General features: G+C 59.7%; 21 protein-coding genes. 11 read left to right on the forward strand and 10 right to left on the reverse strand.

The features are described 5' to 3' along the window. Positions 1-26 precede the first annotated feature (26 nt). The gene (locus tag MYY08_RS08615) at positions 27-1,406 is read right to left on the reverse strand and encodes a sensor histidine kinase (RefSeq protein WP_038626169.1); all 1,380 of its coding nucleotides are present in this window, start codon (positions 1,404-1,406) and stop codon (positions 27-29) included. Beyond that, positions 1,403-2,068 carry a transcriptional regulator TctD gene (gene tctD, locus MYY08_RS08620; RefSeq protein WP_038626170.1) on the reverse strand — a complete coding sequence of 222 codons (666 nt, stop codon included), beginning with the start codon at positions 2,066-2,068 and terminating at the stop codon, positions 1,403-1,405. Before tctD ends, MYY08_RS08615 begins: the two co-directional genes overlap by 4 nt. Positions 2,069-2,175: 107 nt before the next feature. Here tctD and MYY08_RS08625 point away from each other — a divergent pair, with 107 nt between their 5' ends. From MYY08_RS08625 to MYY08_RS08645, 5 genes are all read left to right on the forward strand, one after another. Then, entirely contained in the window at positions 2,176-3,162 is a 987-nt protein-coding gene (locus tag MYY08_RS08625) for a Bug family tripartite tricarboxylate transporter substrate binding protein (protein ID WP_038626171.1), read from the forward strand. Between the two features lie 12 nt (positions 3,163-3,174). Beyond that, a complete protein-coding gene (locus tag MYY08_RS08630; RefSeq protein ID WP_038626172.1) occupies positions 3,175-3,606 on the forward strand; it encodes a tripartite tricarboxylate transporter TctB family protein in 432 nt (143 codons plus the stop codon). Between the two features lie 10 nt (positions 3,607-3,616). Beyond that, positions 3,617-5,122 carry a tripartite tricarboxylate transporter permease gene (locus MYY08_RS08635; RefSeq protein ID WP_038626173.1) on the forward strand — a complete coding sequence of 502 codons (1,506 nt, stop codon included), beginning with the start codon at positions 3,617-3,619 and terminating at the stop codon, positions 5,120-5,122. Between the two features lie 214 nt (positions 5,123-5,336). Then, positions 5,337-6,137, forward strand: coding sequence for a MetQ/NlpA family ABC transporter substrate-binding protein (locus MYY08_RS08640; RefSeq protein WP_038626175.1), 801 nt, complete (start codon positions 5,337-5,339; stop codon positions 6,135-6,137). A gap of 18 nt (positions 6,138-6,155) precedes the next feature. Then, positions 6,156-7,097, forward strand: coding sequence for a nickel/cobalt transporter (locus tag MYY08_RS08645; protein ID WP_084970113.1), 942 nt, complete (start codon positions 6,156-6,158; stop codon positions 7,095-7,097). Here MYY08_RS08645 and MYY08_RS08650 read toward each other — a convergent pair. After that, complete coding sequence (locus tag MYY08_RS08650) at positions 7,094-7,999, reverse strand: LysR family transcriptional regulator (RefSeq protein ID WP_103790985.1); 906 nt, start codon at positions 7,997-7,999, stop codon at positions 7,094-7,096. The two genes, MYY08_RS08645 and MYY08_RS08650, sit on opposite strands and share 4 nt — an antisense overlap. 96 nt (positions 8,000-8,095) lie before the next feature. Between MYY08_RS08650 and MYY08_RS08655 the strand changes: the two genes are divergently transcribed. The 3 genes from MYY08_RS08655 (at position 8,096) to hpxO (ending at position 11,558) form a co-directional block, all read left to right on the forward strand. Further along, positions 8,096-9,163, forward strand: a complete 1,068-nt coding sequence (locus MYY08_RS08655) for an SDR family oxidoreductase (RefSeq protein ID WP_084970114.1) — start codon at positions 8,096-8,098, stop codon at positions 9,161-9,163. Positions 9,164-9,304: 141 nt separating this feature from the next. Continuing rightward, complete coding sequence (glsB, locus tag MYY08_RS08660; RefSeq protein ID WP_038626183.1) at positions 9,305-10,237, forward strand: glutaminase B; 933 nt, start codon at positions 9,305-9,307, stop codon at positions 10,235-10,237. Positions 10,238-10,400: 163 nt separating this feature from the next. Next, positions 10,401-11,558, forward strand: coding sequence for an FAD-dependent urate hydroxylase HpxO (gene hpxO / locus MYY08_RS08665; RefSeq protein WP_084970116.1), 1,158 nt, complete (start codon positions 10,401-10,403; stop codon positions 11,556-11,558). Positions 11,559-11,705: 147 nt separating this feature from the next. Here hpxO and bla read toward each other — a convergent pair whose 3' ends face one another. From bla to guaD, 6 genes are all read right to left on the reverse strand, one after another. Beyond that, positions 11,706-12,581 carry a class A beta-lactamase gene (gene bla / locus MYY08_RS08670; protein WP_038626187.1) on the reverse strand — a complete coding sequence of 292 codons (876 nt, stop codon included), beginning with the start codon at positions 12,579-12,581 and terminating at the stop codon, positions 11,706-11,708. A 74-nt stretch (positions 12,582-12,655) separates the two neighbouring features. Then, entirely contained in the window at positions 12,656-14,803 is a 2,148-nt protein-coding gene (dcp, locus tag MYY08_RS08675; RefSeq protein ID WP_038629999.1) for a peptidyl-dipeptidase Dcp, read from the reverse strand. A 49-nt stretch (positions 14,804-14,852) separates the two neighbouring features. Continuing rightward, on the reverse strand, positions 14,853-15,644 hold the full coding sequence (gene xdhC / locus MYY08_RS08680; RefSeq protein ID WP_288013925.1) for a xanthine dehydrogenase accessory protein XdhC: 792 nt from the start codon (positions 15,642-15,644) through the stop codon (positions 14,853-14,855). Then, entirely contained in the window at positions 15,631-17,997 is a 2,367-nt protein-coding gene (gene xdhB, locus MYY08_RS08685; RefSeq protein ID WP_288013926.1) for a xanthine dehydrogenase molybdopterin binding subunit, read from the reverse strand. The genes xdhC and xdhB overlap by 14 nt, the downstream gene beginning before the upstream one ends. Further along, positions 17,987-19,429 (reverse strand): xanthine dehydrogenase small subunit, encoded by a 1,443-nt coding sequence (xdhA, locus tag MYY08_RS08690; protein WP_288013927.1) that lies wholly within the window; start codon positions 19,427-19,429, stop codon positions 17,987-17,989. Before xdhA ends, xdhB begins: the two co-directional genes overlap by 11 nt. Next, entirely contained in the window at positions 19,426-20,754 is a 1,329-nt protein-coding gene (guaD, locus tag MYY08_RS08695) for a guanine deaminase (protein WP_288013928.1), read from the reverse strand. The genes xdhA and guaD overlap by 4 nt, the downstream gene beginning before the upstream one ends. Positions 20,755-21,134: 380 nt before the next feature. Between guaD and ydfG the strand changes: the two genes are divergently transcribed. Beyond that, entirely contained in the window at positions 21,135-21,884 is a 750-nt protein-coding gene (gene ydfG, locus MYY08_RS08700) for a bifunctional NADP-dependent 3-hydroxy acid dehydrogenase/3-hydroxypropionate dehydrogenase YdfG (protein WP_038626197.1), read from the forward strand. Between the two features lie 42 nt (positions 21,885-21,926). Here ydfG and MYY08_RS08705 read toward each other — a convergent pair whose 3' ends face one another. Further along, complete coding sequence (locus MYY08_RS08705) at positions 21,927-22,253, reverse strand: YnfA family protein (RefSeq protein WP_190296829.1); 327 nt, start codon at positions 22,251-22,253, stop codon at positions 21,927-21,929. A gap of 119 nt (positions 22,254-22,372) precedes the next feature. On the opposite strand from MYY08_RS08705, the gene MYY08_RS08710 reads away from it, so the two are divergent. After that, positions 22,373-22,717 carry a DUF1283 family protein gene (locus MYY08_RS08710; protein ID WP_038626201.1) on the forward strand — a complete coding sequence of 115 codons (345 nt, stop codon included), beginning with the start codon at positions 22,373-22,375 and terminating at the stop codon, positions 22,715-22,717. A 52-nt stretch (positions 22,718-22,769) separates the two neighbouring features. Beyond that, positions 22,770-23,066: a DUF1161 domain-containing protein gene (locus MYY08_RS08715; RefSeq protein WP_084970362.1), complete on the forward strand. Its 297-nt coding sequence runs from the start codon at positions 22,770-22,772 to the stop codon at positions 23,064-23,066. The last annotated feature ends 45 nt before the right edge of the window (positions 23,067-23,111 follow it).

Raw genomic sequence — 23,111 nt, forward strand, 5'->3', positions numbered from 1 at the left:
CATGTTTGCCTTTTGTAGAAACCAGGTCAGCTTGTAAAGGTAACCACCACCCTTAATCCGCCCAGCGTCGGACTACGTTCCAGCGTCATCGTCGCGCCGTGCCAGGCGCAAATATCCTTCACCAGAGCTAAACCGATTCCCGCGCCGGGCTGTGTACTGCCGTGATCGAGTCGGGAAAACGGCTGTAAGGCTTTTTCCTGCTCGGTGCCGGAAATGCCTGGGCCGCTGTCCTCGATCGCTAACCTGCCCGCCTGTAAACGCGCCGTAATGACCCCGCCGTCCGGCGTATACTTAATCGCATTATCCAGCAGATTCGCGCACAGTTCGCCAAGTAAAACCGCGTCGCCAAATACCGCACATTTCTCATCCCCCTCATAGCCGAGGTCGATCTGCTTATTTCTTGCGGCGGTATAGCTGCTGAAACAGGCGTCACGCAGAATTGCTGCTAAATCGACGCTGACGCGCGGCAGTTCTTCGCCGTGGTGCGCCTTAATCCGCGCCAGCTGAAGTAACCGATCGGTAAGCAGAATGGTGTCATCCAGCGTATGCCGCATTCCCTGCAAACTCTCCTGCCACTGTTCAGGACGATCGCTGCTCAGCGCCACGCCTACCTGCGTTTTCAGGATCGCCAGGGGCGTGCGGAGCTGATGCGCGGCGTCAGCGCTAAAACGATCCTGCCGCGCCAGCAGGCTGCGCAAACGTTCAAGATAACGGTTAAAAGCGATAATCAACGGTTGCAGTTCAGACCAGGGCAACGAAGGCAGCGGCGTTAATTCACTGCCGTCGCGCCGTGACAGAAGACGCGATAACTGGCGCAGTGGACGCAAAACCCGGCGCAGCATCAGTCCCGCCAGCAGCAGCGTCACCAAAACCAGAAAAGTTTGGCTGAGCAGCGCGGTATGCAGCAAACCGTCGGCAAAAGCGCGGCGGGAATTCAGCGTTTCCGCCACCAGTACCAGCGCCATGCCGTTAACGCCCTCCTCGCTCACCGGCTGCCAGAGCGCGGCAACCCGAATGCGTTGTTGGCGATAGCGCGCATCATAGAAATGCACCAGCGCCGGATAGAGCTCTGAAGGCGCGCTGGCTGGCGGAATGGCTGGCAGATCGTCGTAGCCCGACAGCGTTTTGCCCTCCGGCGAAATCACCTGATAAAAGAGCTGATCGTTCATATTGCGCTCGAAACTGTCGAGCACCACCCACGGCACATCCACTTCGATATGACCATTTCTTACCACCAGCCGCTCAGCAACGGTTCGCGCCGACGCCAGTAACGAGCGATCGTAAGCCTGATTCGCCGCATGGACAGCGCTTTGATAGTGCGTATAAACCGAAAGTCCCCACAGCAGCAGCAGCGGCGCGCCGAGCCAGGCAAGCAGTTCGCCGCGCAAAGAGTGAATAAGCCTCACGTTAGCGTTTCCAGCGTATAGCCAAGGCCACGCAGCGTTACGATTGCCACATCACTTCCCGCCAGTTTTTTACGTACCCGGTGTATATAAAGTTCAATGCTTTCCGGGCTGACATCATCAGCGAGCGTAAAGGTTTGTTCATAAAGATGCTGCCGTGAAACCGGCCTGCCGCGTCGCTGCATCAGCGTCGTCAGGATGCTGCTTTCTCGCGGCGTAAGGGCCAACGGCTTCTCGGCCAGCAGAAAATAGCCTTCGGCATCAAGGACTAACTGCCCCAGCGCCTGTTGCTGTGATGAATGATTCTGGCTACGCCGCAGCAGCGCCCGCAGCCGCGCTTCAAGCTCATCCAGCTCGAAGGGCTTGGTCAGATAATCGTCAGCGCCGAGATTAAGGCCGCGCACCCTGTCGTCCAGCGATCCGCGCGCGGTCAACAGCAGTACCGGCATATTTTGTCCGCGCCGCCGCAGCCGTGAGAGTACCTCAAGGCCATCCATACGGGGCAATGCCACATCCAGCACTACCAGAGCGTACTCCTCGCTATGCAGCATATGGTCTGCCGCGACGCCGTTCGCCACCCAATCGACAGCAAATCCTTTTTGCGTCAGCGCCTTCTGTAACCAACGCGCCAGCTCAACCGTATCTTCAACCAGTAAGAGACGCATATCACATCCTGACATTAATTCCGGGTAATGAAAGGTAAATGAAAGGTAGCTGCTTTAACAATTTGGTAACGATAAATTTTCGGCAGTAATCACACTCTGGAAGAAGAATGGAGCGAAAGATGAAAATTATAACGGCCCTGACCTCAACCCTGATGGCCCTTTCCGTTTCAACCGCCTTTGCGGCAGAAGCGCCCTCACGTACCGAATGTATCGCCCCCGCTAAACCGGGCGGCGGTTTCGACCTGACCTGTAAGCTGCTACAGGTCTCGCTACAGGAAACGAAACAGATCTCCTCGCCGATGCGCGTTACCTATATGCCCGGCGGCGTGGGCGCGGTGGCCTATAACGCGATTATTGCGCAGCGTCCGGCCGAAGCGGGCACCGTCGTCGCCTTTTCAGGCGGCTCGCTGCTGAATCTCTCGCAGGGCAAATTTGGCCGCTACTCCGTCGATGACGTTAAGTGGCTGGCTGCGGTCGGCACCGATTACGGCATGGTCGCGGTCCGTGATGACGCCCCGTGGAAAACGCTGGGCGAGCTGATGACGGCGATGAAAAATGATCCGACCAAAGTCGTGGTCGGCGCCGGCGCTTCGATTGGTAGTCAGGACTGGATGAAAACCGCGCTGCTGGCCAGCAAGGCGGGCATCGATCCGCGCAAAATGCGCTATGTCGCTTTTGAAGGCGGCGGCGAACCGGTCACCGCCCTGCTCGGCAATCATATTCAGGTGGTATCCGGCGATATGAGCGAAATGGTGCCGCATCTGCAAGCCGGCAAGCTGCGCGTGCTGGCGGTCATGTCTGATAAGCGCCTGCCAGGGAAGCTGGCCAGCGTGCCGACCGCCAAAGAGCAAGGCTTTGACGTCGAATGGCCAATTATCCGCGGCTTTTATCTGGGGCCGAAAGTCAGCGAGGCCGACTATCAGTGGTGGGAAGAGACCTTTAAAAAGCTGGTCAATACCCCTGAATTCCAGAAGCAGCGTGATATGCGCGGCCTGTTTGAGTTCAACCTGTTTGGCAAAGAGCTCGACAGCTACGTAAAAACGCAGGTGGCGGATTACCGCGAAAAAGCGAAATCGTTTGGGCTGGCCAAATAAGCGGAGCAGATAATGAGCGATCGTATTTTTGCAGCGCTGTGGCTTGCGCTCTGCCTTGGCGGCATGGTGGTAGCCTGGCAAATTCATAGCGAATACAGTTACGAACCGGTCGGCCCACGCCCGTTCCCTATGGGAATACTTGGTCTGATGGCGATCTGCGCTCTGCTGATGCTGTTTCGCAAACCCGACGTTATTCACTGGCCCGCCCGCAGCACGTTTAAACGTTTAGTGGCGCTGGCGGTGATGATGATGATTTACGGCTGGCTGTTTGAAACCCTGGGCTTCGCGCTTTGCACTACGCTGCTGACGTTTGGCATCGGCCTGCTGTTCGGCGCGCGTTGGTGGGCGGCGGCGATTTCCGGCGTGGTAATGGGCGTGGCGTTATTTTATGCCTTTGACAGGCTGCTGGAAGTGACGCTTCCGGTCGGCAGCTGGCTGAGTTAAGGAGAGCGTTATGGATACCTGGTATTTTTTGATGCAGGGCTTCGGCGTTGCGCTGACGCCGGAAAACCTGCTGATTGCGCTGATCGGCTGCTTTATCGGCACCATTGTGGGGCTGCTGCCGGGACTGGGGCCTATCAACGGCGTGGCGATCCTGATGCCGCTGGCCTTCGCCCTGCACCTTCCTGCGGAAACGGCATTGATCCTGTTGGCGACCGTCTATCTTGGCTGTGAATATGGCGGCCGCATCTCCTCCATTCTGCTCAACGTGCCCGGCGATGCGGGCGCGATTATGACGGCGCTGGATGGGTATCCGATGGCGCAACAGGGCAAAGCGGGCGTAGCGCTCTCTATCTCGGCGGTAAGTTCGTTTATCGGTTCGACCATCGCTATCATCGGCATTATTTTGTTCGCGCCGCTGCTGGCAAGCTGGTCGCTGGCGTTCGGCCCGGCGGAATATTTCGCGCTAATGGTCTTCGCCATCGCCTGCCTGGGCAGCATGATGAGCCATAATCCGCTGAAGTCATTCCTTTCGGCCCTGATTGGGCTGAGCATGGCTACGGTCGGCGTCGACGCCAATACCGGCGTTTACCGCTTTACCTTTGACAGCGTCCACCTTTCTGACGGCATTCAGTTTGTGGTGGTCGTGATCGGCCTGTTTTCCGTCAGCGAAATTTTACTGATGCTGGAGTCGACCAGCACCGGGCAGAAAGCGGTGCGCGCCAGCGGACGCATGATGTTCAATATGAAAGAGGCGGCCATGTCGACCGGCGCCACCCTACGCTCCTCGTTTATCGGCTTCTTTGTCGGCGTGTTACCTGGCGCAGGCGCAACGATCGCCAGCGCTATCGCCTATATGACCGAGAAAAAGATCAGCGGCAGCGATCAATTCGGTAAGGGTGATATTCGCGGCGTCGCGGCGCCGGAAGCGGCCAACAACGCCTCAGCCTGCGGCTCTTTCATTCCTATGTTAACGCTGGGCATTCCCGGCTCAGGTACGACGGCGGTGATGGTTGGCGCGCTAACCCTGTATAACATCACGCCCGGCCCGGCGATGTTCGTTGAGCAGCCTGATATTGTCTGGGGCCTGATCGCCGCGCTGTTAATCGGCAACGTGATGCTGCTGATTATGAATATTCCGATGATCAATGTCTTTGCCCGGATGCTGAACATTCCGCTGTGGTTTTTAGTGCCGGCTATCGCCGCGATCTCTGCGGTGGGCGTTTACGCGGTCCACAGCACCACCTTTGATCTGATGCTGATGGTGGGACTGGGCATCTTCGGCTATATCCTGCGCAAGATGGATTTCCCGATGTCGCCGCTGATTCTGGGCTTTGTATTGGGCGAAATGCTGGAACAGAACCTGCGCCGCGCGCTGTCGATCAGCAACGGCAACCTGCCTATTTTGTGGGAAAGCCTGATCTGTAAGGTGTTGCTGGCGCTGGCCATCGCCGTGTTGTTAGTGCCGCCTTTATGGAAACGCTATCGTCGCAAGCGCATGAAGCTGGCGGCTCAGTAACTGTTCATCAGAGAAAACCCCCGTAGAACGTGACGGGGGTTTTTCTTTTACTCTGCTTTTCCGCCGGATCGCCGACGCAACGGTAAGAATCTGTGCGGCCTCACCGCTTAAAATTCAGGCGGCGCATTTTTGAGCAAACGCATTTTCCACGGATGTACAGACGTCTGGATGTATATTATAGTGATTTCCTAACACTTATAAGGGAACACCATAAATGAAAAAAACACTGCTCACGGCCCTTCTGGCGGCGTCCGTCACTCTGCTCAGCGCCTGCAATAAAGAGGAAGACAGCAAAATTAAAGTGGCGATCAATACTGGCCCGGATCAGGCGCTGTGGGAAACCGTTAAGCAGGTGGCGCACGATAAATATAAGCTGGATGTCGATGTGATCGCGTTTAACGACTATGTACAGCCTAACGAAGCGCTGTTTAACAAGGATGTGGACGCCAACGCCTTCCAGAGTCTGCCTTATTTAGAGATGCAGTCCAAAGAGCGCGGCTATCGCTTCGCCGTAGTCACCCATACCTTTGTCTTCCCTATTGCAGGCTATTCGCGCAAGATTAAATCGCTGAAAGAGCTGCCGGACGGCGCAACGGTCACCCTCTCCAACGAGGCGACGACGCTGGGCCGTAGCCTGTTGTTATTACAGGCGCAGGGACTGATCACCGTTAAGCCTGAAGCGGGCCTGCTGCCGACCACGCTGGACGTTACCTCCAACCCGAAAAAACTGAAGTTTGTCGAAGTGGATACGCCGCAGCTGGCGCGCACGCTGGACGATCCGCAGGTCTATCTCTCGATTATCAACAACAATTTCGCGGCACTGGTTAATCTCTCCGCCTCGCGCGACGGCATGTTTATGGAAGGCAAAGCCTCCCCATACGTCAACGCGATTGTGGCGCGCGAAGATAATAAAGACAGCCCGAACATTCAGAAGCTGAAGCAGGCATTCCAGTCGCAGGAAGTGCTTGATAAAGCTAACGAGCTCTATAAAGGCGATATTATTAAAGGCTGGTAATCCTGCCCGTTTCCTGTTATGCTGACGCGCTCCCTTTCATCTTTTCCTTCCGGCAGGCAGAGCCTGACGATCCTCGCCGTGCTTTTCACGCTGCTGGCCGGTTTCTGTTGGTGGCACTGGAGCGCATTTCTCGCCTGGAGCCTGACGACGCAGATTACGCTGCACCGCTATCTGGTGCTGCATCTGCTGCAAATCAATAACGGGCAGTACGGCGGCGGGCTGTGGCTGCTGTTCTTTACCTTTATTTATGGCGTGCTGCATGCCGTCGGGCCGGGACACGGCAAATTTGTAGTGACCACCTGGCTCAGCACCCAGCAGGCGCCCTCATCCGGCGCACTGCGCGCGGTGCCGCTGGCGGGCTCACTGTTGCAGGGGGTAAGCGCTATTTTGTTTGTCTTTATTCTGGCGGTGGGCTTTAACCTGGTGGCGGGCGATCTCAGCCTCAGCCGCTGGTATTTAGAAAAGGCCAGCGCCCTGTTGATCGCCGCGTTCGGCTTTTGGCTGCTGCTGCGTGGACTACGTGCGTTTCGTTCCTCGGCAAAGCACGTTCATCATCATGACGCCTGCGGCTGCGGTCATCATCATATTGCGACCAGCCAGCCGGCGGACTGGAAAGAGCGGCTGAGCGTCATTGCCGCCATTGGTTTGCGTCCCTGTAGCGGCGCAATTACCGTACTGCTTTTCTCTAACGCCATCGGCATTGTGAGCTGGGGGATGTTGGCGGTGATGACGATGGCGCTTGGCACCGGACTTTCCCTGTTGCTGCTGTCGCTGGCGGTTAACCGTATGCGTGACACCGTCACTGCAATCTGGCTACGCGATACGCCCGCGCGGCTCGATGGCCTGGTGGCGCTGGCGCGCGTGGCGGGCGGCCTGCTGTTGCTGTTTTTCGCCCTGGTGCTGTTTCTGTCCGTGGTGCCGGTCAGTCCCAACGGCGACTTTATCGCCGCAGGCTGCTAGCGAATAGTGAGCTGCCGGAACGCCTGCAACAGCGCATCCACTTTCGGCAACAGCTGCTTCTTGCGCGGCCAGACCAGATAGAGCGGCAGGCCGTCAAGCGCCAGCTGCGGCAGGATGATCTTTACCCTTCCCGCCTGTTCCGCCTCCTGAAGCAGCCAGGTTGCCATCTGCGCGATGCCAAGCCCGGCGCAGACCGCGCTCAGCTGCGCTTCGCTGTCGCCGAACGCCAGCGCATGATTAACCGTGCGGCTGGCAATGCGTCCGTCGGCGGCGATAAAGCGCCACGGCGTGGTAGAGCCGTCCACCCGTTCATAGGCGACCGCGCGATGCTGCTGTAACGCATCGAGATGCTGCGGCGTGCCGTGACGCCGCAGATAGTCCGGAGAGGCGCAAAATACCAGCCGCTCGTTGCCCAGATGGCGCACGCCCAGCGAGGCGGGATAGTCCGCCGGGCCGCCGATGCGCACCGCCACATCCACCCCTTCGTCAAACAGATCCACGAAGCGATCCGCGAAGGTCATATTGATATGCAGATCGGGATGTTCGCGGCAAAACGCGTTGATCACCGGCATCACATGGGTGCGGCCAAAGGTCATCGGCACCGCTACCCGCAGCCGCCCGACGGTATGGGTGCGCTGCGCCGCCAGCACCGACTCCGCCTCGCTCAGCTCGTTGACCACGCGCTGGCAGGTTTGATAGTAGGCTTCGCCAGCGTCGGTCAGCTTCAGGCTGCGCGTGGTGCGCTCAAACAGTTGCGATCCCAGCCGTTCCTCCAGCCTGGCGATGCTTTTACTGACGGCTGAACTGGTCAGATTCAGCCGTCCCGCCGCGGCGCTGAAGCTGCCCGCTTCCACCGTCGCCACAAACGGCATAATGCCTTTCAGCAGATCGTTCCCTACCATGATTTGTGAATCCTGTTCTGAAATCTTGTGAATTTATACCTGAGATAAGAATTAAATTCCGCATTATGCTTATCAGTAACTGTTACAGGAGGCGTAATGAGTAAAAAAGCATTAATCGTGGGCGTCAGCGGCGTGGTTGGCAGCGCACTGGCGGAAAAACTACAGTCGGACGGCTGGCAAGTTTATGGTCTTTCACGCGGCCGCGCGCCGGTACCGCAGGGCTGTCACTCCCTTACCGCCGATCTGACCTCGGCGCAGTCTGTCAATGAAACACTGGACGGTCAGCGGTTCGACAGCATCTTTTTCAGCGTCTGGTCGCGTCAGGCGAATGAAAAAGAGAACATTCGCGTTAACGGCGCGATGGTGCGCAACGTGCTGGAAGCGCTGGGCGATCGCCTGAAAGGCAGCCATGTCGCGCTGGTGACCGGCCTGAAGCACTACCTTGGCCCTTTCGACGCCTACGGCAAAGGCAGCGTGCCGATGACCCCGTTCCGCGAAGAACAGGGGCGCCAGCCGGTAGATAACTTCTACTATGCGCAGGAAGATGAGCTGTTCGCCGCCGCCGAGAAATATGGCTGCACCTGGAGCGTGCATCGCCCGCACACTGTTATCGGCTATGCGCTGGGCAATGCGATGAATATGGGCCAGACACTGGCGGTCTACGCCACGATCTGTAAAGAGACCGGCAAGCCGTTTATCTTCCCTGGCTCTGAAGCGCAGTGGAACGGCGTCACCGATATGACCGATGCCGGGCTGCTGGCGGAACAGCTGGAATGGGCGGCGACCACGCCCGCCGCGCAGAATGAAGATTACAACGTGGTGAACGGCGACGTTTTCCGCTGGAAATGGATGTGGCAGCAGATCGCCGACTACTTCGGCATCGAAGCCGCGCCGTTCCCCGGCGAAATGCAGCCGCTGGAAGGTCGTATGCTGGCCGCCGAAGATGACTGGCGGCAGATTGCGCAAAAATATCAGCTGCGCGAGTCGGACGTTGCCCGTCTGGCCTCCTGGTGGCATACCGATGCCGATCTGGGCCGCCCGATGGAGGTATTTACCGATATCAGCAAAAGCCGCAACGCCGGCTTCACCGGCTACCGCTCGACGCGCGAAGCCTTCTTCGCCCTGTTTGATAAGCTGAAAGAAAACCGCATCATCCCTTCCTGATGCCTGCCGCCGCCGCGCATTATGCGTCGGCGGCGCGCTTTTGCCCTTTACCCGCCTTTTACGCCGCGCTTTTTCTCTCCGCCCGTTGACGAAGCGACGACAAGCCCCGATCATGCTGCGCCATTAGCTCACGTAACGGAGATGAGTGCTGTGGCTGAACTCAGCAATGCTTTACTGGAAGAGATCCTGCATCAGGTGCGCCCGCTGACCCGTCAGGGAAAGGTGGCCGACTACATTCCGGCGCTGGCGCAGGTTGAGCCCGACGCGCTCGGCATCGCCGTGCTGACACACGACGGCGCGCTGTATCAGGCGGGCGATGCTAACGAACGCTTCTCGATCCAGTCCATCTCCAAGGTGCTGTCGTTGACGCTGGCGCAGACGCGCTATCAGGAACAGGAGATCTGGCAGCGCGTCGGCAAAGAGCCGTCGGGCCAGCCGTTTAACTCTTTGGTGCAGCTGGAGCTGGAACGCGGCAAGCCGCGCAATCCCTTTATCAACGCCGGCGCGCTGGTGATCTGCGATATGCTGGAAACCCGCCTGACCGCGCCGCGTCAGCGTATGCTGGAAGTGGTGCGCCAGCTCTGCGGCGAGCCGTCCATCAACTATGACCGCCACGTCGCCCGCTCTGAGTTCGATCACTCCGCGCGCAACGCCGCCATCGCCTGGCTGATGAAGTCGTTCGGCAACTTTGAAAACGACGTGCCGACGGTACTGCAAACCTATTTCCACTACTGCGCGCTGTCGATGAGCTGCGTGGAGCTGGCGCGCTGCTTCTTTTATCTGGCGAATCAGGGCCGCCCCCTCGGCGATGCGCCGTCGATGCTGACGGTGCGCCAGACGCGCCAGGTCAATGCCCTGCTGATCACCAGCGGCATGTATGACGGCGCGGGCGAATTTGCCTGGCGCGTCGGCATGCCCGCCAAATCGGGCGTCGGCGGCGGGATTATCGCCGTCATTCCTGGCAAGATGACGATCGCCGTCTGGTCGCCGGGACTTGACGCCTCCGGCAATTCGCTGGCGGGCACCGCCGCGCTGGAGCTGTTTTCCGAACGGTTAGGCTGTTCGATATTCTGAGCCGACGCTGAAACAAAGGTTTCAGCGCGCGCCCCGTTTTAGCGCGTCTTGCCCCGTTCAGGCGCAACAAGGATTGCCAAACCGCCGCAAATGCGGCGCGCAGGCCGCTACAGAGCTGGTACAAAAGTTGCAGTCTCTCATTATCAACAGAAAGGAGACGGCAATGAAAGCGATTGTAATCGGTGGCGGCATCGGCGGCATGTGCGCGGCGCTGGCGCTGGAGAAAAGCGGATATCAGACAGAGGTCTACGAGGCGGTCAGCGTGATCAAGCCGGTCGGCGCGGCGATCTCCATCTGGCCAAACGGCGTGAAGTGCCTTAATTACCTTGGGCTGGGCGAACAGCTGCGGGCGCTGGGCGGCAATATGGCCATGATGGCCTACCACGATTTCCGCCAGGGCGAGGTGCTTACCCGCTTCAGCATGCAGCCGCTGGTGGAAAGCGTCGGCGAACGGCCCTGTCCGGTGGCGCGCGCCGACCTGCAGGCGATGCTGCTGAACCGCTACGGCGCGCAGCGCGTTCATTTCGGCAAGCGCGTCAGCCATATTGAGCAGGACGCTTCCGGCGTCACCGCCTGGTTTACCGACGGCAGCGACGCGCGCGGTGATTTCCTGATCGCCGCCGACGGCACCCATTCAGTGATCCGCGCCCAGGTCACCGGCCACAGCGCCGAACGGCGCTATGCGGGCTACGTGAACTGGAACGGGCTGGTGGCGATGGATGAAAGTATCGCGCCCGCCGACCAGTGGACCACCTTTGTCGGCGAAGGCAAGCGCGTCTCCCTGATGCCGGTGAGCGGCAACCGCTTCTACTTCTTTTTCGATGTGCCGCTGCCGAAGGGACTGGCGGAAGATCGCAGCAGCGTCCGATCGGATCTGTTGCGCTATTTTAGCGGCTGGGCCGATCCGGTGCAGAAGCTGATTGCCGCGATCGATCCCCATACCACCAACCGAATCGAAATCCATGACATCGATCCTTTTCCGCAGCTGGTGAATGGCCGCGTGGCGCTGCTGGGCGATGCCGGGCACAGCACCACGCCCGATATCGGTCAGGGCGGCTGCGCGGCGATGGAGGATGCGGTGGTGCTGGCGATGACGTTACAGACGCATTCGCTGGGCATTGAGGACGCGCTGCGCCGCTATCAGGCGCGCCGGGCGGCGCGAGTCGAGGATCTGGTGCTGAAGGCGCGCAAGCGCTGTGACGTCACTCACGGTAAGGAGCCTGAAGCGACGCGCGCCTGGTATGAGGAGCTGAAGCAGGAAACCGGCGAACGTATTCTTAACGGTATGCGGGAGACCATCCTTGGCGGCCCGCTGGCCTGAAACGCTGCTTTTCAAGACAGACGGCGCGTTTCAGTGACAACGTCACAACACGCTGCTATGCCAGAAGCGGCAGTTTAATTACCGTTGCGCCGCTCAGCGTTGCCTGGAAGCAGAGCCGGTTAATGGACAACCGCGGCCGGTCTGATATCAGCGGCCTAACGCGTCGATCGCCAGCCGCGTCGCTGACGCCAGCACCGCCTTATTATTGGCGGCGTCGGGCTGCGGCTGGGTAAAGTAGATCGCCAGAATTTTCGGCGCGCCTTTTTCCGGCCAGAGAATCGCCAAGTCGTTCGTGGTGCCGTAAGCGCCGGCGCCGGTCTTATCGCCTACCGTCCAGCCTGCGGGCACGCCGGCGCGAATGCTCTGATCGCCGGTCGTGTTCTGCTTCAGCCAGCTTATCAGGCGTTGACGCTGCGCCGTCGGCAACGCATCGCCAAGCGTGAGCTTAGAGAGATTCTCCGCCATCGCCGCAGGCGTGCTGGTATCGCGTTCGTCGCCCGGCGCGGCGCTGTTCAGCTCGGTTTCCTGACGATCGAGCCGCGTCAGCGTGTCTCCCAGTAAACGCGCATAGGCGGTCACGCCCTGTGGCCCGCCCAGCTCTTTCAGCAGATAGTTGGCCGCGAGATTATCGCTGTACTCAATGGCGGCGGCGCACAGCGCGGCGATGCTCATCTCTTTGCCGAAATAGTTGCCGGTCACCGGCGTCCATGCCACCCGATCCGCCTCACGGATGCGGATTTTCTTCTCCAGCAGATTCGGCTGGCTAACGCTATTGTGCAGAATCGCCGCCGCCGCCAGCGTTTTAAAGGTGCTGGTCATCGGAAAGCGCTCATCGGCGCGGTAGCCGTAGCGCAGACCGTCGCCGTCGATCCAGGCCACGCCCAACCTGCCGCCGGTGGATTTCTCCAGCGCCGCCAGCTTCTGCGTCAGCGCGGTGTTATCAGCCAGCGCGACGGTAGAACCCAGGCTGAGATTCAACAAACCAGCCAGCAGTAAACCACGCCATACACTTTTATTACGCATCCACATTTCCTGTTAAACGGGTATAAAAAAAGGGCATCGCTGCCCTTTTTATGTTGGCTATACCGGGAAGAAGCTTACTCTTCTTTCAGGCCCCGGTTGATCAGCATCGGTTCGATTTGCGGCTCCTGACCGCGCCAGTCGTGATAGAGCTGCTTCAGATCGCTGCTGTTGCCGCGCGACAAAATCATATCACGGAAGCGCTGGCCGTTTTCACGCGTCAGGCCGCCATGCTCTTTAAACCACTCGAAGCCGTCGTCGGCCAGCATTTCGGTCCAGAGATAGGCGTAGTAGCCCGCCGCATAGCCGTTCCCCCAGATATGCTGGAAGTAGCTGGAACGGTAGCGCGGCGGCACCTCCGGCAGGTTGACCTTATCCTGCGCCAGCGCCTCCTGCTCGAACTTATCCACGTCCGGCAGCGGCTGACCGGCGCTGATGCTGTGCCAGTGCATATCCAGCAACGCCGCCGCCAGCAGTTCGGTCATGTCGTAGCCTTTGTTGAATTTATCCGCTTTCAGGATTTTATCGTGCAGCGCCTGCGGCATCGGCTCTCCGCTCTGGTAGTGGCGGGCGAAATGTTTGAATACCTTCTCGTCGCTGGCCCAGTGCTCGTTGAACTGCGACGGAAACTCCACAAAGTCGCGCGGCGTGGCGGTGCCGGAAAGGCTTGGGTATTGCTGATCGGCGAACATGCCGTGCAGCGCGTGGCCGAACTCATGGAACAGGGTGATCACGTCGTCCCACGAGAGCAGCGCTGGCTGGCCCGCCGCCGGTTTGCTGAAGTTGGCGACGTTATAAATAACCGGTTTGGTGCCAAGCAGCCGCGACTGGTCGACGAAGTTGCTCATCCAGGCGCCGCCGCCTTTGTTGTCGCGTTTAAAAAAGTCGGTATAGAACAGCGCCAGCGAACTGCCGTCCTTATCGAACACTTCATAGACGCGCACGTCGGGCTGATAAACCGGAATATCCTTGCGCTCTTTAAAGGTCAGGCCGTACAGCTGATTGGCGGCGTAAAACACGCCGTTCTCCAGTACGTTGTTCAGCTCGAAGTAAGGACGGATTTGCGCCTCATCAAGATCGTATTTGGCGCGGCGCACCTGTTCAGCATAAAAAGTCCAGTCCCAGGGCGCCAGCTTAAAGCCGCCCTTCTGCTGGTCAATCACCGCCTGGATATCCGCAGCTTCACGCGTGGCGCGCGCGGTGGCCGCCGGTACGATATTACGCATAAAATCGAGCGCCGCCTGCGGCGTTTTCGCCATCTGATCCTGCAATTTCCATTCCGCATAGCTGTTAAAGCCCAGCAGTTTCGCCTGCTGCGCCCGCACTGCCGCCAGGCGTGCGATCAGTTGGCGCGTATCGTTGCCGTCGCCTTTTTCCGCACGGTTCCAGGAAGCGTTAAACAATGCTTCGCGCGTGCTGCGGTCTGACAGACTTTGCAGTTCCGGCTGCTGCGTGGTGTTCTGCAACGCCAGCAGCCACTGGTTTTTCAGGCCGCGCGCCTCGGCCGCTTCCGCCGCCGCCGCGATCTCGCCTTCGCTCAGTCCGGCGAGCGCCGCCTTATCGCTAACTGCCAGGCCGCCCGCTTTGGTCGCCGCCAGCAAACGGTTGGTAAACTGGGTGCTGAGGGTCGCCGCTTCCTGATTGAGCGCTTTCAGTTCGGTTTTCTGCTGTTCGCTCAGGCTGGCGCCCGCCAGCTGGAAAGATTGCCAGGTCACTTCCACCAGGCGACGCGACTCCGCATCCAGCTTCAGCTGGTCGCGCTGCTGATACACCGCATCGAGGCGGGCGAAAAGCTGGCTGTTAAGATGGATCTCGTCATCCAGCGCCGCCAGTTTCGGCGCGGTCTCTTCGTCAATTTTTTGCAGTGTGTCATTGGTATTGGCGGAGGTCATCGCGCCGAACACGTTCATTACGCGCTGTAGCAGCTGGCCGCTTTTTTCCAGCGCCACGTAGGTGTTTTCAAAGGTCGGCGGCTGCGGGTCGCTGGCGATGCGCGCTACCTCCTGCTGTTTTTCGGCAATGCCAGCTTCGATAGCGGGCAGATAGTCGCTGTCCTTGATGCGATCAAACGGCGGCGCCTGGAAAGGCAATGTGCTGGGCTGGCTGAAGGGATTGTGCTGGACTGACATATTTTTCTCCCGAACGTGGTCTGCTGTCGCATCGGCCGCCAGAGCGTTGCCGCTCAGCGCCAGACCGACGGCGAAAAATAACACCGATAACCGCATATCCTTACTCTCCTGTTCCTTGCCTGTAAAGTCAGAATCATAGGTGCAGTTACCCGCCCATGCCAGCATTCGCCGTCCGCTGATAAACAGCAATAATTTCTGCTGCGACGGCAACGGCGATTTCCGCCGGCAGCTTCCCCTTCACCTCCGGCAGCCCGATCGGACAGCGCAGGCGCGCCAGCTGCTGCGGGCTAAAGCCTTTGCCGCTGAGACGATATTCGAAGCGTTGGCGTTTGGTCTGGGAACCGATCACCCCGGCGTAGCGGTAGTCGTCGCGCCGCAGAATCGCCTCGCAGATCGCCAGATCGAGCGGATGATGATGGGTCATTACCACAAAGTAGCTGTCGGCGGGCAACCGGGCGACATACGCCGCCGGGTCGTCGCTGTGGCAGACGGCGACGCCTTCCGGCGCGTTGGCAAGCAACGCCGCGCGTTCATCAATCCACTGGATGTGACAGGGTAACGTATTCAGCAGCCTGATCAGCGCCTGTCCGACATGACCCGCGCCGAAAACCGCGATTTGCGGCTGGTTTACCGGCAGCGGCTCAAACAGAATGGTGGTCGCGCCGCCGCAGCACTGCCCCAGCCGCGCGCCAAGGCTGAACTGCTCGCAGTGCGGCAGCTCGCGACGCTGCGTCAGCATCGCGCGCGCCATCTCGACGCACTGAAACTCCAGGTGGCCGCCGCCGATAGTGAAAAACTGCTGGTCGGCGGTGACGATCATTTTACTGCCGCGATCGCGCGGCACTGAACCGTGTTCGTTCAGCACGGTGATCAGCACGCAGCCGCGCTGCTGCGCCCGCAGCTGATGTAGCGTCTCTATCCATTCATACGGCTGCATCTGGCTTCCCCTTCAGCCGCTCGGCCGCCCAGAAAACCCGTTCCGGCGTGGCGGGCGCATCCATATGCGGATGATGCTGATAGTCAGAGACGCTGGCCACCGCGTCCTGCAATGCGCTCCAGACGGAAATCCCCAACATAAACGGCGGCTCGCCCACCGCTTTGGAGTGGAAAACCGTCTGCTGCGGATTTTTGCGATTTTCCAGCAGCGACACGCGCAGATCGGCAGGCACGTCGCCGATAGCCGGGATCTTGTAGCTGGCAGGGCCGTCGGTCATCAGCTGGCCCTGTGCGTTCCAGACCAGCTCCTCGCAGGTCAGCCAGCCCATGCCCTGCACGAAACCGCCTTCCACCTGACCAATATCAATGGCGGGATTCAGCGAGGCGCCGACGTCATGCAGAATATCGGCGCGCAGCAGCCGGTATTCGCCGGTGAGCGTATCGATCACCACCTCGCTACAGGCGGCGCCCCAGGAGAAGTAGTAGAAAGGCTGACCGCGTCCCGCCTGCCGATCGTAATGAATGCCCGGCACGCGGTAATAGCCGGTGGCGGAGAGCGGCACCTGATTCAGCCACGCCAGCTGCGCCACCTCGGCGAAGGTGAAATGGCGCTGGCCCACCCGAACGACGCCGTTGCTGAAGCTCACCTCCTGCGGCGAACACTGATGCAGGCGGCAAAGCATCTCCGTCAGGCGCTGACGCAGGATTTCCGCTGCCTGCTGCGCCGCTTTGCCGTTGAGATCGGTGCCGCTGGAGGCAGCGGTCGGCGAGGTGTTAGGCACTTTGCCGGTATCTGTAGCGGTAATGCGAATGGCGGCCATATCGATTTGCAGCACCTCCGCCACGATTTGCGCCACCTTGGTATGCAGCCCCTGGCCCATTTCCGTGCCGCCGTGGTTAAGCTGCACCGTGCCGTCGGTGTAGATCAAAATCAGCGCGCCTGCCTGATTGAGAAAGCTGGAGGTAAAAGAGATGCCGAACTTCACCGGCGTCAGCGCCAGACCGCGCTTCAGAATCGGGCTGGCGGCGTTGAACTCCCGCACTGCCGCGCGCCGTGCCTGATAGTCGGCGCTTTGCTCCAGCTGAGCGGTGATCTCATCCAGCAGATTATCCTCAACCCGCTGATGATAATGGGTGACGTTGCGCGTCTCGCAGCCATAGTAGTTGCGTTTGCGCACCGTTAGCGGGTCCAGTCCGCGATGGCGCGCGACCGCGTCGATGATCTGCTCGATCGCCACCATACCCTGCGGCCCGCCGAAGCCGCGATAGGCGGTGTTGGAGGCCAGGTTGGTGCGGCAGCGATAGCCGGTGACGCGCGCGTCACCAAGGTAGTAGGCGTTGTCGGCGTGAAACATCGCGCGATCGACGATCGATCCCGAAAGATCGAGTGAGCAGCCGCAGTTGCCCGCCAGCTCAATATTGACGCCGCAGAAGCGCCCTTCGTCGTCAAAGCCGACGTCGTAACGCACAAAGAAAGGATGGCGTTTGCCGGTGATGCGCATATCGTCGCGGCGCGCCAGGCGCATTTTGGCCGGACGACCGGTTTTGTGCGCTGCCAGCGCGCACAGGCAGGCGACGCCCGCCGCCTGGGTCTCTTTGCCGCCGAAGCCGCCACCCATGCGGCGCATATCGATCGTCACGTTATGCATGCCGGTGCCCATCACCGAGGCGACCAGCTTCTGCACTTCCGTCGGGTTTTGCGTGGAGGACCAGACCTGAAAGGTGCGATCCTCGCCGGGCGCGACCAGCGCGATCTGGGTTTCCAGATAAAAGTGTTCCTGCCCGCCGATATGAAACTGTCCCTGAATACGGTGCGGCGCACTCGCCAGTGCCGCCTCGACGTCGCCGCGCTGGTGGATATGCGGCTCCTGGACAAAATGACGCTGCGCCAGCGCCTCCTCCACCGTTAAAACCGCCGGCAGCGGCGTATAATCGATGCGTGCGGCCTGGGCGCCTGCGCGTGCCGCCTCCTCGCTTTCCGCCGCGACCACCAGAACGATCTGTCCGGCGTACTGCACCGTGTCGCGCGCCAGCAGCGGATCGCCCGGCTCCAGCGGCCCGATATCCAGCTCGCCCGGCACGTCGCGCCAGGTCAGCACCTCAATCACGCCGGGAACGGCGTAACAGGGCGCGACGTCAACCGCCAGAATACGTGCGTGGGCATGGTCGCTCAGGCGCGGACAGAGATGCAGCAGGCCGGGAAACGCTAACCGGTCATCAATATATTGCGCCTCGCCGGTGACATGCTTTTCCGCGCTTTCATGACGTTGGTTTTTACCCACGCCGTGCTGCAAATCCGCCAGATACTGCGCTTCCAGCATATTTTGCTCCAGCGCGGGACGATTATGAGACATAGCGCGATACCTCGGTGACGGCCAGTTCGCCGTTTAGCTGATGGAAATAGCGGCGCAGCAGGTTTTTCGCCAGCTGCATACGCCAGGCTGCGCTGGCGCGCGCGTCGCTCAACGGCTGAAAATCCTGCTCCAGCGCCCGGCAGGCGCGCGCCAGCGTGGCGGCGCTCCACTCTGCGCCGGTCAGAGCCGCTTCGCAGGCGGCGGCGCGTCGTGGCGTTTCCGCCATGCCGCCGAAGGCGATGCGCGCCTGAATAACCCGATCGCCGCTGCGTTGCAGGTTAAAAGCAGCGAATACCGCTGAAATGTCATCTTCGCTGCGCTTTGAAACCTTCCAGGCGCGAATATCAGGTGACAGGGTCACTTTTGGAATGATTATCGCCCGGATAAACTCCCCCGGCTGTAGCGCGGTGCGGCGATAGCCGAGAAAAAAGGCGTTCAGCGGCAACCGACGCAGCGCATCGCCGCGTTGCAGCATCAGCTCAGCGTCCAGCGCCAGCAGCATTGGCGAAGCGTCGCCAATCGGCGAGGCATTAGCGATATTGCCGCCCAGCGTGCCGCGATTGCGAATCTGCAATGAGGCGAAGCGATGCAGCATCTCGCTAAAGGCGGGCACGCTCTGTTGCAGGCGGCGCTGGCATTCGCTCAGCGGCACGGCGGCGCCGATAATTATCGCCTCGTCAGTTTCCTCCCAGGCGCGCAGCTCCTCTACCGTCTCCAGCGCAATCATGAGCGGCAGGCGCTGGTACTGCTGGGTAATGCGCAGCGTCAGGTCGGTGCCGCCTGCCAGCAGCACCGCTTCCGGGTGCGCCAGACATAGCTCCGCCAGCTGCGCGCAATTCTGCGGCAGCACGCAGCGACTGTTTTCCGTGACAACGTCACTCATAGTTGACTGACGCCGCGCCGTTAACCGAGCCACGGTCTCTGCTTCATGCTGGCTGAAACTGTCGTTTTCTGGCCGCTCGCAGGCGATCCGCGCCGCCTGGACGATGGGGCGATAGCCGGTACAGCGGCACAAATTGCCCGCCAGCGCGCTTTCGGCCCGTTCGCGATCCCAGCCCTCGCCCTGCTTTTGCAGCGCGAACAGCGACATAACGAAACCGGGGGTGCAAAAGCCGCACTGTGAAGCGTGGCTCTCTACCATCGCCTGCTGTACGCCGTGCAACCGGTCCCCCTGATGCAGATCTTCTACGGTGATCAGCTGTTTGCCGTCCAGCGCGCCGATCGGCAGCAGGCAGCTGTTGACCGTTTCATAAACCATTTTCCCGCCGACGACGCGGCCAAGCGCCACGGTACAGGCGCCGCAATCGCCGGAGGCGCAGCCCTCTTTCGTGCCGCAGCGCCCTTTATGCTGGCGTAGCCAGTTCAGCACCGTGGTGTTGGCGTCGATCTGCTGTTCGCGCACCAGCGTCTGATTTAACAAAAACTGAATCACAGGTTCTCCTCCCCGCCATCTCGTTGCCAGGCGCGCTGGCCGTTTACCCAGGTTTCGGCGATAGTGCGATCGTCGCCCAGCGTCATCAGCACAAACAGTTTTTCCCAGATATCGCGGCTGTTGCCCCAGCGCAGCGCCTGAAGCGGCGTCGCGGTCGGTTGCAGCATCACGAAATCCGCCTCTTTGCCGGGCGTAAAGTTGCCGATCAGATGATCGAGACTCAGCGCCCGCGCGCCGCCGAGCGTGGCGTGATAGAAAGCTTCGCAGGCGTGCAGCTTGTAGTTCTGCAACTGCCCGACCTTGTAGGCCTCACCCAGGGTTTGCAGCATATTGAAGGTGGTGCCCGCGCCGATATCGGTGCCGATCCCCAGTTTTACCTGCTGCTGCCAGCTCCGTTGCAGATTAAACAGGCCGCTGCCGAGAAACAGATTGGAGGTCGGACAAAAGGCGATGGCGGAGTCGGTCTGATGCAGGCAGCGCCACTCGTCTTCTTCCAGATGCAGGCAATGGGCGAAGACGCTGCGCGCGCCGGTCAGACAATAGTGGTGATACACATCCAGGTAGCCGCGCTGCGCCGGGAACAACCGTTTTACCCACTCCACCTCCTGCTGGTTTTCCGCCAGATGGGTATGAATCCAGGTATCGGGAAATTCCTGATGCAGCTGTGACACCTTTTCCAACAGCGCGGGCGTCGACGTGGGCGCAAAGCGCGGCGTCAACGCATAGCCCAGCCGCCCACGCTTGTGCCAGCGCTGAATTAGCGCGCGCGTCTGCTGGTAGCTCTCTTCTGGCGTTTCCAGCAGGTTTTCAGGCGCGTTGCGATCCATCATCACCTTGCCGGCGATAAGGCGCATCGCGCGACGTTCGGCGGCCTGGAACAGCGCCTCGACCGATTCAGGATGCACGGTGCCGAAGACCAACGCGCTGGTTATGCCGTTGCTCAGCAGCTGTTGCAGAAAGAATTCCGACATCGCGGCCGCGTGCTGCGGCGAGTGATAGTGGCTTTCCGCCGGGAAGGTGTAGTTCTCCAGCCAGTTCAGCAGCTGTTCGCCGAACGCGCCCACCATCTCAGTTTGCGGATAATGGATGTGGCAGTCGATAAAGCCCGGCACGATCAGCATGCCGCGCCGATCGATAATCGGGCAGTCGGGCAACGCGGCTTCCGCCTGTAGCCAGGGGCGCAGGCTGACGATTTTGCCCTGCTTAACTTCCAGCAGGCCCTCTTCAAGGTAGCGCGCCTGCGCTTCGATCGCTGCTGGATCGCTGGCCGTGGCGCCAATATCGAAAAAGCTGCTGCGGATAGCATAGTGTTCAGAGACTGACATAGGGCTTCCTTTGCAATCAGGCAGGTTTCTTTTGTTATTGCAGCAGGGCTGCTGAATAGCAAATTGCAAGAGTTATGCCAGCTGCAAAAAAAGATAAAACTATTTCAAATCAATAAATTAAATTAAATATTGCGCTATTTTAGTCAACTAATCGATTGCGCAAACGCTTGCCTGAAAGGTGGGCGATGCGATTTTATGTGCAGAGATCTCAGGCGCGAAAAAATTGCGCCTGCCCCGCCCCCGCCTGCACGCTGAATGGGCAAGCGCGCGGTGCAAAGCACCAAAATGCGTCGTGCCGGATACGGTTTAATGGGTCCTGTGCAGCGGCAAAACGAAGTGCTATGGTGTTTAACCTGGAAAATCTGTTGAGGAACAGTGAGATGATAATTTTTGTTACCGGCGCTACCGCTGGCTTTGGTCAGAGTATTGCCCGTCGTTTTATCGCTGCGGGCCATAAAGTTATCGCGACCGGACGCCGTCAGGACCGTCTGGATGCCCTGAAGGCGGAGCTGGGCGACAATCTCTATACCCTGCAATTTGACGTGCGCGATCGCGCCGCCATTGAAACCGCCGTGGCGACGCTGCCTGCGGAATGGCGCCAAATCGATATTCTGGTGAACAACGCCGGGCTGGCGCTGGGCGTGGAGCCAGCGCACAAGGCCAGCATCGAAGACTGGGAAACCATGATCGACACCAACAATAAAGGGCTGGTCTATATGACCCGCGCCCTGCTGCCGTCGATGGTGGAGCGCAATATCGGCCACATTATCAATATCGGCTCCGTTGCCGGCAACTGGCCTTATCTTGGCGGCAACGTCTACGGCGCCACCAAGGCCTTTGTGCGTCAGTTCAGCCTTAATCTGCGCACCGATCTGCACGGCACCGCGCTGCGCGTGACCGATATCGAGCCGGGTCTGGTCGGAGGCACCGAATTTTCCAATGTGCGCTTTAAAGGCGACGACAGCCGCGCGGAAAACGTCTACGCGGGCACTACCGCGCTGACGCCGGAAGATGTCACCGAGGCGGTGTTCTGGGTGGCGACGCTGCCTGCGCATGTCAATATCAATACGCTGGAGATGATGCCGGTCAGCCAGACCACCGCAGGTCTGACCGTCGCGAAGAAATCCTGATCCCATGGGGAGCCTGGCTCCCCCTTGTTTTATCTCGCCCGCCTACGCCTTGCCCCAGCCCGCCACGATAATCAGCATGCCGCAGAACGCCACCGCCGCGCCCAGCCAGTCGTAAGCGCTTAAGCGCACGCCGTCTACCCAACGCAGCCACAGCAACGCCGTCATGACATAGACGCCGCCGTAGGCGGCATAGATGCGCCCGCTGGCGGCCGGATGCAGCGTCAGCAGCCAGACGAACAGCGCCAGACTCAGCGCGGCGGGCAACAGCAGCAGCGGCGACGCCCCTTTTTTCAGCCAGAGAAACGGCAGAAAGCAGCCGATAATTTCCGCCAGCGCGGTAATAAAAAAAAGCAACGAAGTTTTCAACATCAAAAGTTTCCAAAAGCTAAACGAAGCGCTCAGCCCGCTGGTGAGTAAATAAACGGCGATGATATACTAAAAGCGATGTCACCTCATGGCGGGTCGCCGTGAAAGATAAGGAAGAAAAGATGAAAACGTTAACTCAACGTCTGGCCGTTGCGCTGTTGCCCTTTACCCTGCTCGGCGCGCTGACGCTTTCCACCCAGGCTCAGGCGCGCACCGATCGCGTGATTATTGAAAATGGCAGTAACGCGCTCAGCAATGAAGAGGCGCGTCAGAATAAAGAACAGTGGGACGATACCCGCATGCTGCGCAAAAAAGTGAACAGCCGCGTGGAGAAAGAGTTCGACAAGACCGATCGCGCCTTTGATACGCGTGACGCCTGCGAACAGAGCTACAATGTCAACGCCTACTGGGAAGCCAACACCCTGCGCTGCCTCGATCGCCGCACCGGACGTCCGGTCACGCCCTGATCCCGCAGAGCTGCTATAGTTACCGCTGGTTTTATTGCAAAAGGATGATGTGATGAGAGCGAAGAAGTGGATGTTAAGCGCCCTGCTGGTTGCCGCTCCGCTGGCTGTTCAGGCGTCGTGCGAGTCGGTGAAGGCGGATATCAGCCAGAAAATCATCAATAACGGCGTGCCGGAATCGGGCTTCACGCTGGATATCGTGCCCAACGATCAGGCGGATGCCGCTGGCGGTCAGGTTGTCGGACACTGTGAAAACGACACGCAGAAAATCGTCTACAAGCGCACCGGCGCTGACGGCGACGCTAACGTGCCGGCCAATGCGGGAACGACTCAGGACGCGCCCGCGCAGTAACGACTATCTCCGGCACCGCCTCCTGCGGTGCCTTCTTTTTTTCTT

The organism is Mixta sp., assembly GCF_024610815.1.
GTDB classification, from domain to species: Bacteria; Pseudomonadota; Gammaproteobacteria; order Enterobacterales; family Enterobacteriaceae; genus Mixta; species Mixta calida.

What these genes read in the sequence shown, in the direction of transcription:
- tctD (WP_038626170.1), bottom strand. Translation starts at nt 2,068, where the DNA reads ATGCGTCTCTTACTGGTTGAAGATACGGTTGAGCTGGCGCGTTGGTTA.
- MYY08_RS08625 (WP_038626171.1), top strand. Translation starts at nt 2,176, where the DNA reads ATGGAGCGAAAGATGAAAATTATAACGGCCCTGACCTCAACCCTGATG.
- MYY08_RS08630 (WP_038626172.1), top strand. Translation starts at nt 3,175, where the DNA reads ATGAGCGATCGTATTTTTGCAGCGCTGTGGCTTGCGCTCTGCCTTGGC.
- MYY08_RS08635 (WP_038626173.1), top strand. Translation starts at nt 3,617, where the DNA reads ATGGATACCTGGTATTTTTTGATGCAGGGCTTCGGCGTTGCGCTGACG.
- MYY08_RS08640 (WP_038626175.1), top strand. Translation starts at nt 5,337, where the DNA reads ATGAAAAAAACACTGCTCACGGCCCTTCTGGCGGCGTCCGTCACTCTG.
- MYY08_RS08645 (WP_084970113.1), top strand. Translation starts at nt 6,156, where the DNA reads ATGCTGACGCGCTCCCTTTCATCTTTTCCTTCCGGCAGGCAGAGCCTG.
- MYY08_RS08650 (WP_103790985.1), bottom strand. Translation starts at nt 7,999, where the DNA reads ATGGTAGGGAACGATCTGCTGAAAGGCATTATGCCGTTTGTGGCGACG.
- MYY08_RS08655 (WP_084970114.1), top strand. Translation starts at nt 8,096, where the DNA reads ATGAGTAAAAAAGCATTAATCGTGGGCGTCAGCGGCGTGGTTGGCAGC.
- glsB (WP_038626183.1), top strand. Translation starts at nt 9,305, where the DNA reads ATGAGTGCTGTGGCTGAACTCAGCAATGCTTTACTGGAAGAGATCCTG.
- hpxO (WP_084970116.1), top strand. Translation starts at nt 10,401, where the DNA reads ATGAAAGCGATTGTAATCGGTGGCGGCATCGGCGGCATGTGCGCGGCG.
- bla (WP_038626187.1), bottom strand. Translation starts at nt 12,581, where the DNA reads ATGCGTAATAAAAGTGTATGGCGTGGTTTACTGCTGGCTGGTTTGTTG.
- dcp (WP_038629999.1), bottom strand. Translation starts at nt 14,803, where the DNA reads ATGCGGTTATCGGTGTTATTTTTCGCCGTCGGTCTGGCGCTGAGCGGC.
- xdhC (WP_288013925.1), bottom strand. Translation starts at nt 15,644, where the DNA reads ATGCAGCCGTATGAATGGATAGAGACGCTACATCAGCTGCGGGCGCAG.
- xdhB (WP_288013926.1), bottom strand. Translation starts at nt 17,997, where the DNA reads ATGTCTCATAATCGTCCCGCGCTGGAGCAAAATATGCTGGAAGCGCAG.
- guaD (WP_288013928.1), bottom strand. Translation starts at nt 20,754, where the DNA reads ATGTCAGTCTCTGAACACTATGCTATCCGCAGCAGCTTTTTCGATATT.
- ydfG (WP_038626197.1), top strand. Translation starts at nt 21,135, where the DNA reads ATGATAATTTTTGTTACCGGCGCTACCGCTGGCTTTGGTCAGAGTATT.
- MYY08_RS08705 (WP_190296829.1), bottom strand. Translation starts at nt 22,253, where the DNA reads ATGTTGAAAACTTCGTTGCTTTTTTTTATTACCGCGCTGGCGGAAATT.
- MYY08_RS08710 (WP_038626201.1), top strand. Translation starts at nt 22,373, where the DNA reads ATGAAAACGTTAACTCAACGTCTGGCCGTTGCGCTGTTGCCCTTTACC.
- MYY08_RS08715 (WP_084970362.1), top strand. Translation starts at nt 22,770, where the DNA reads ATGAGAGCGAAGAAGTGGATGTTAAGCGCCCTGCTGGTTGCCGCTCCG.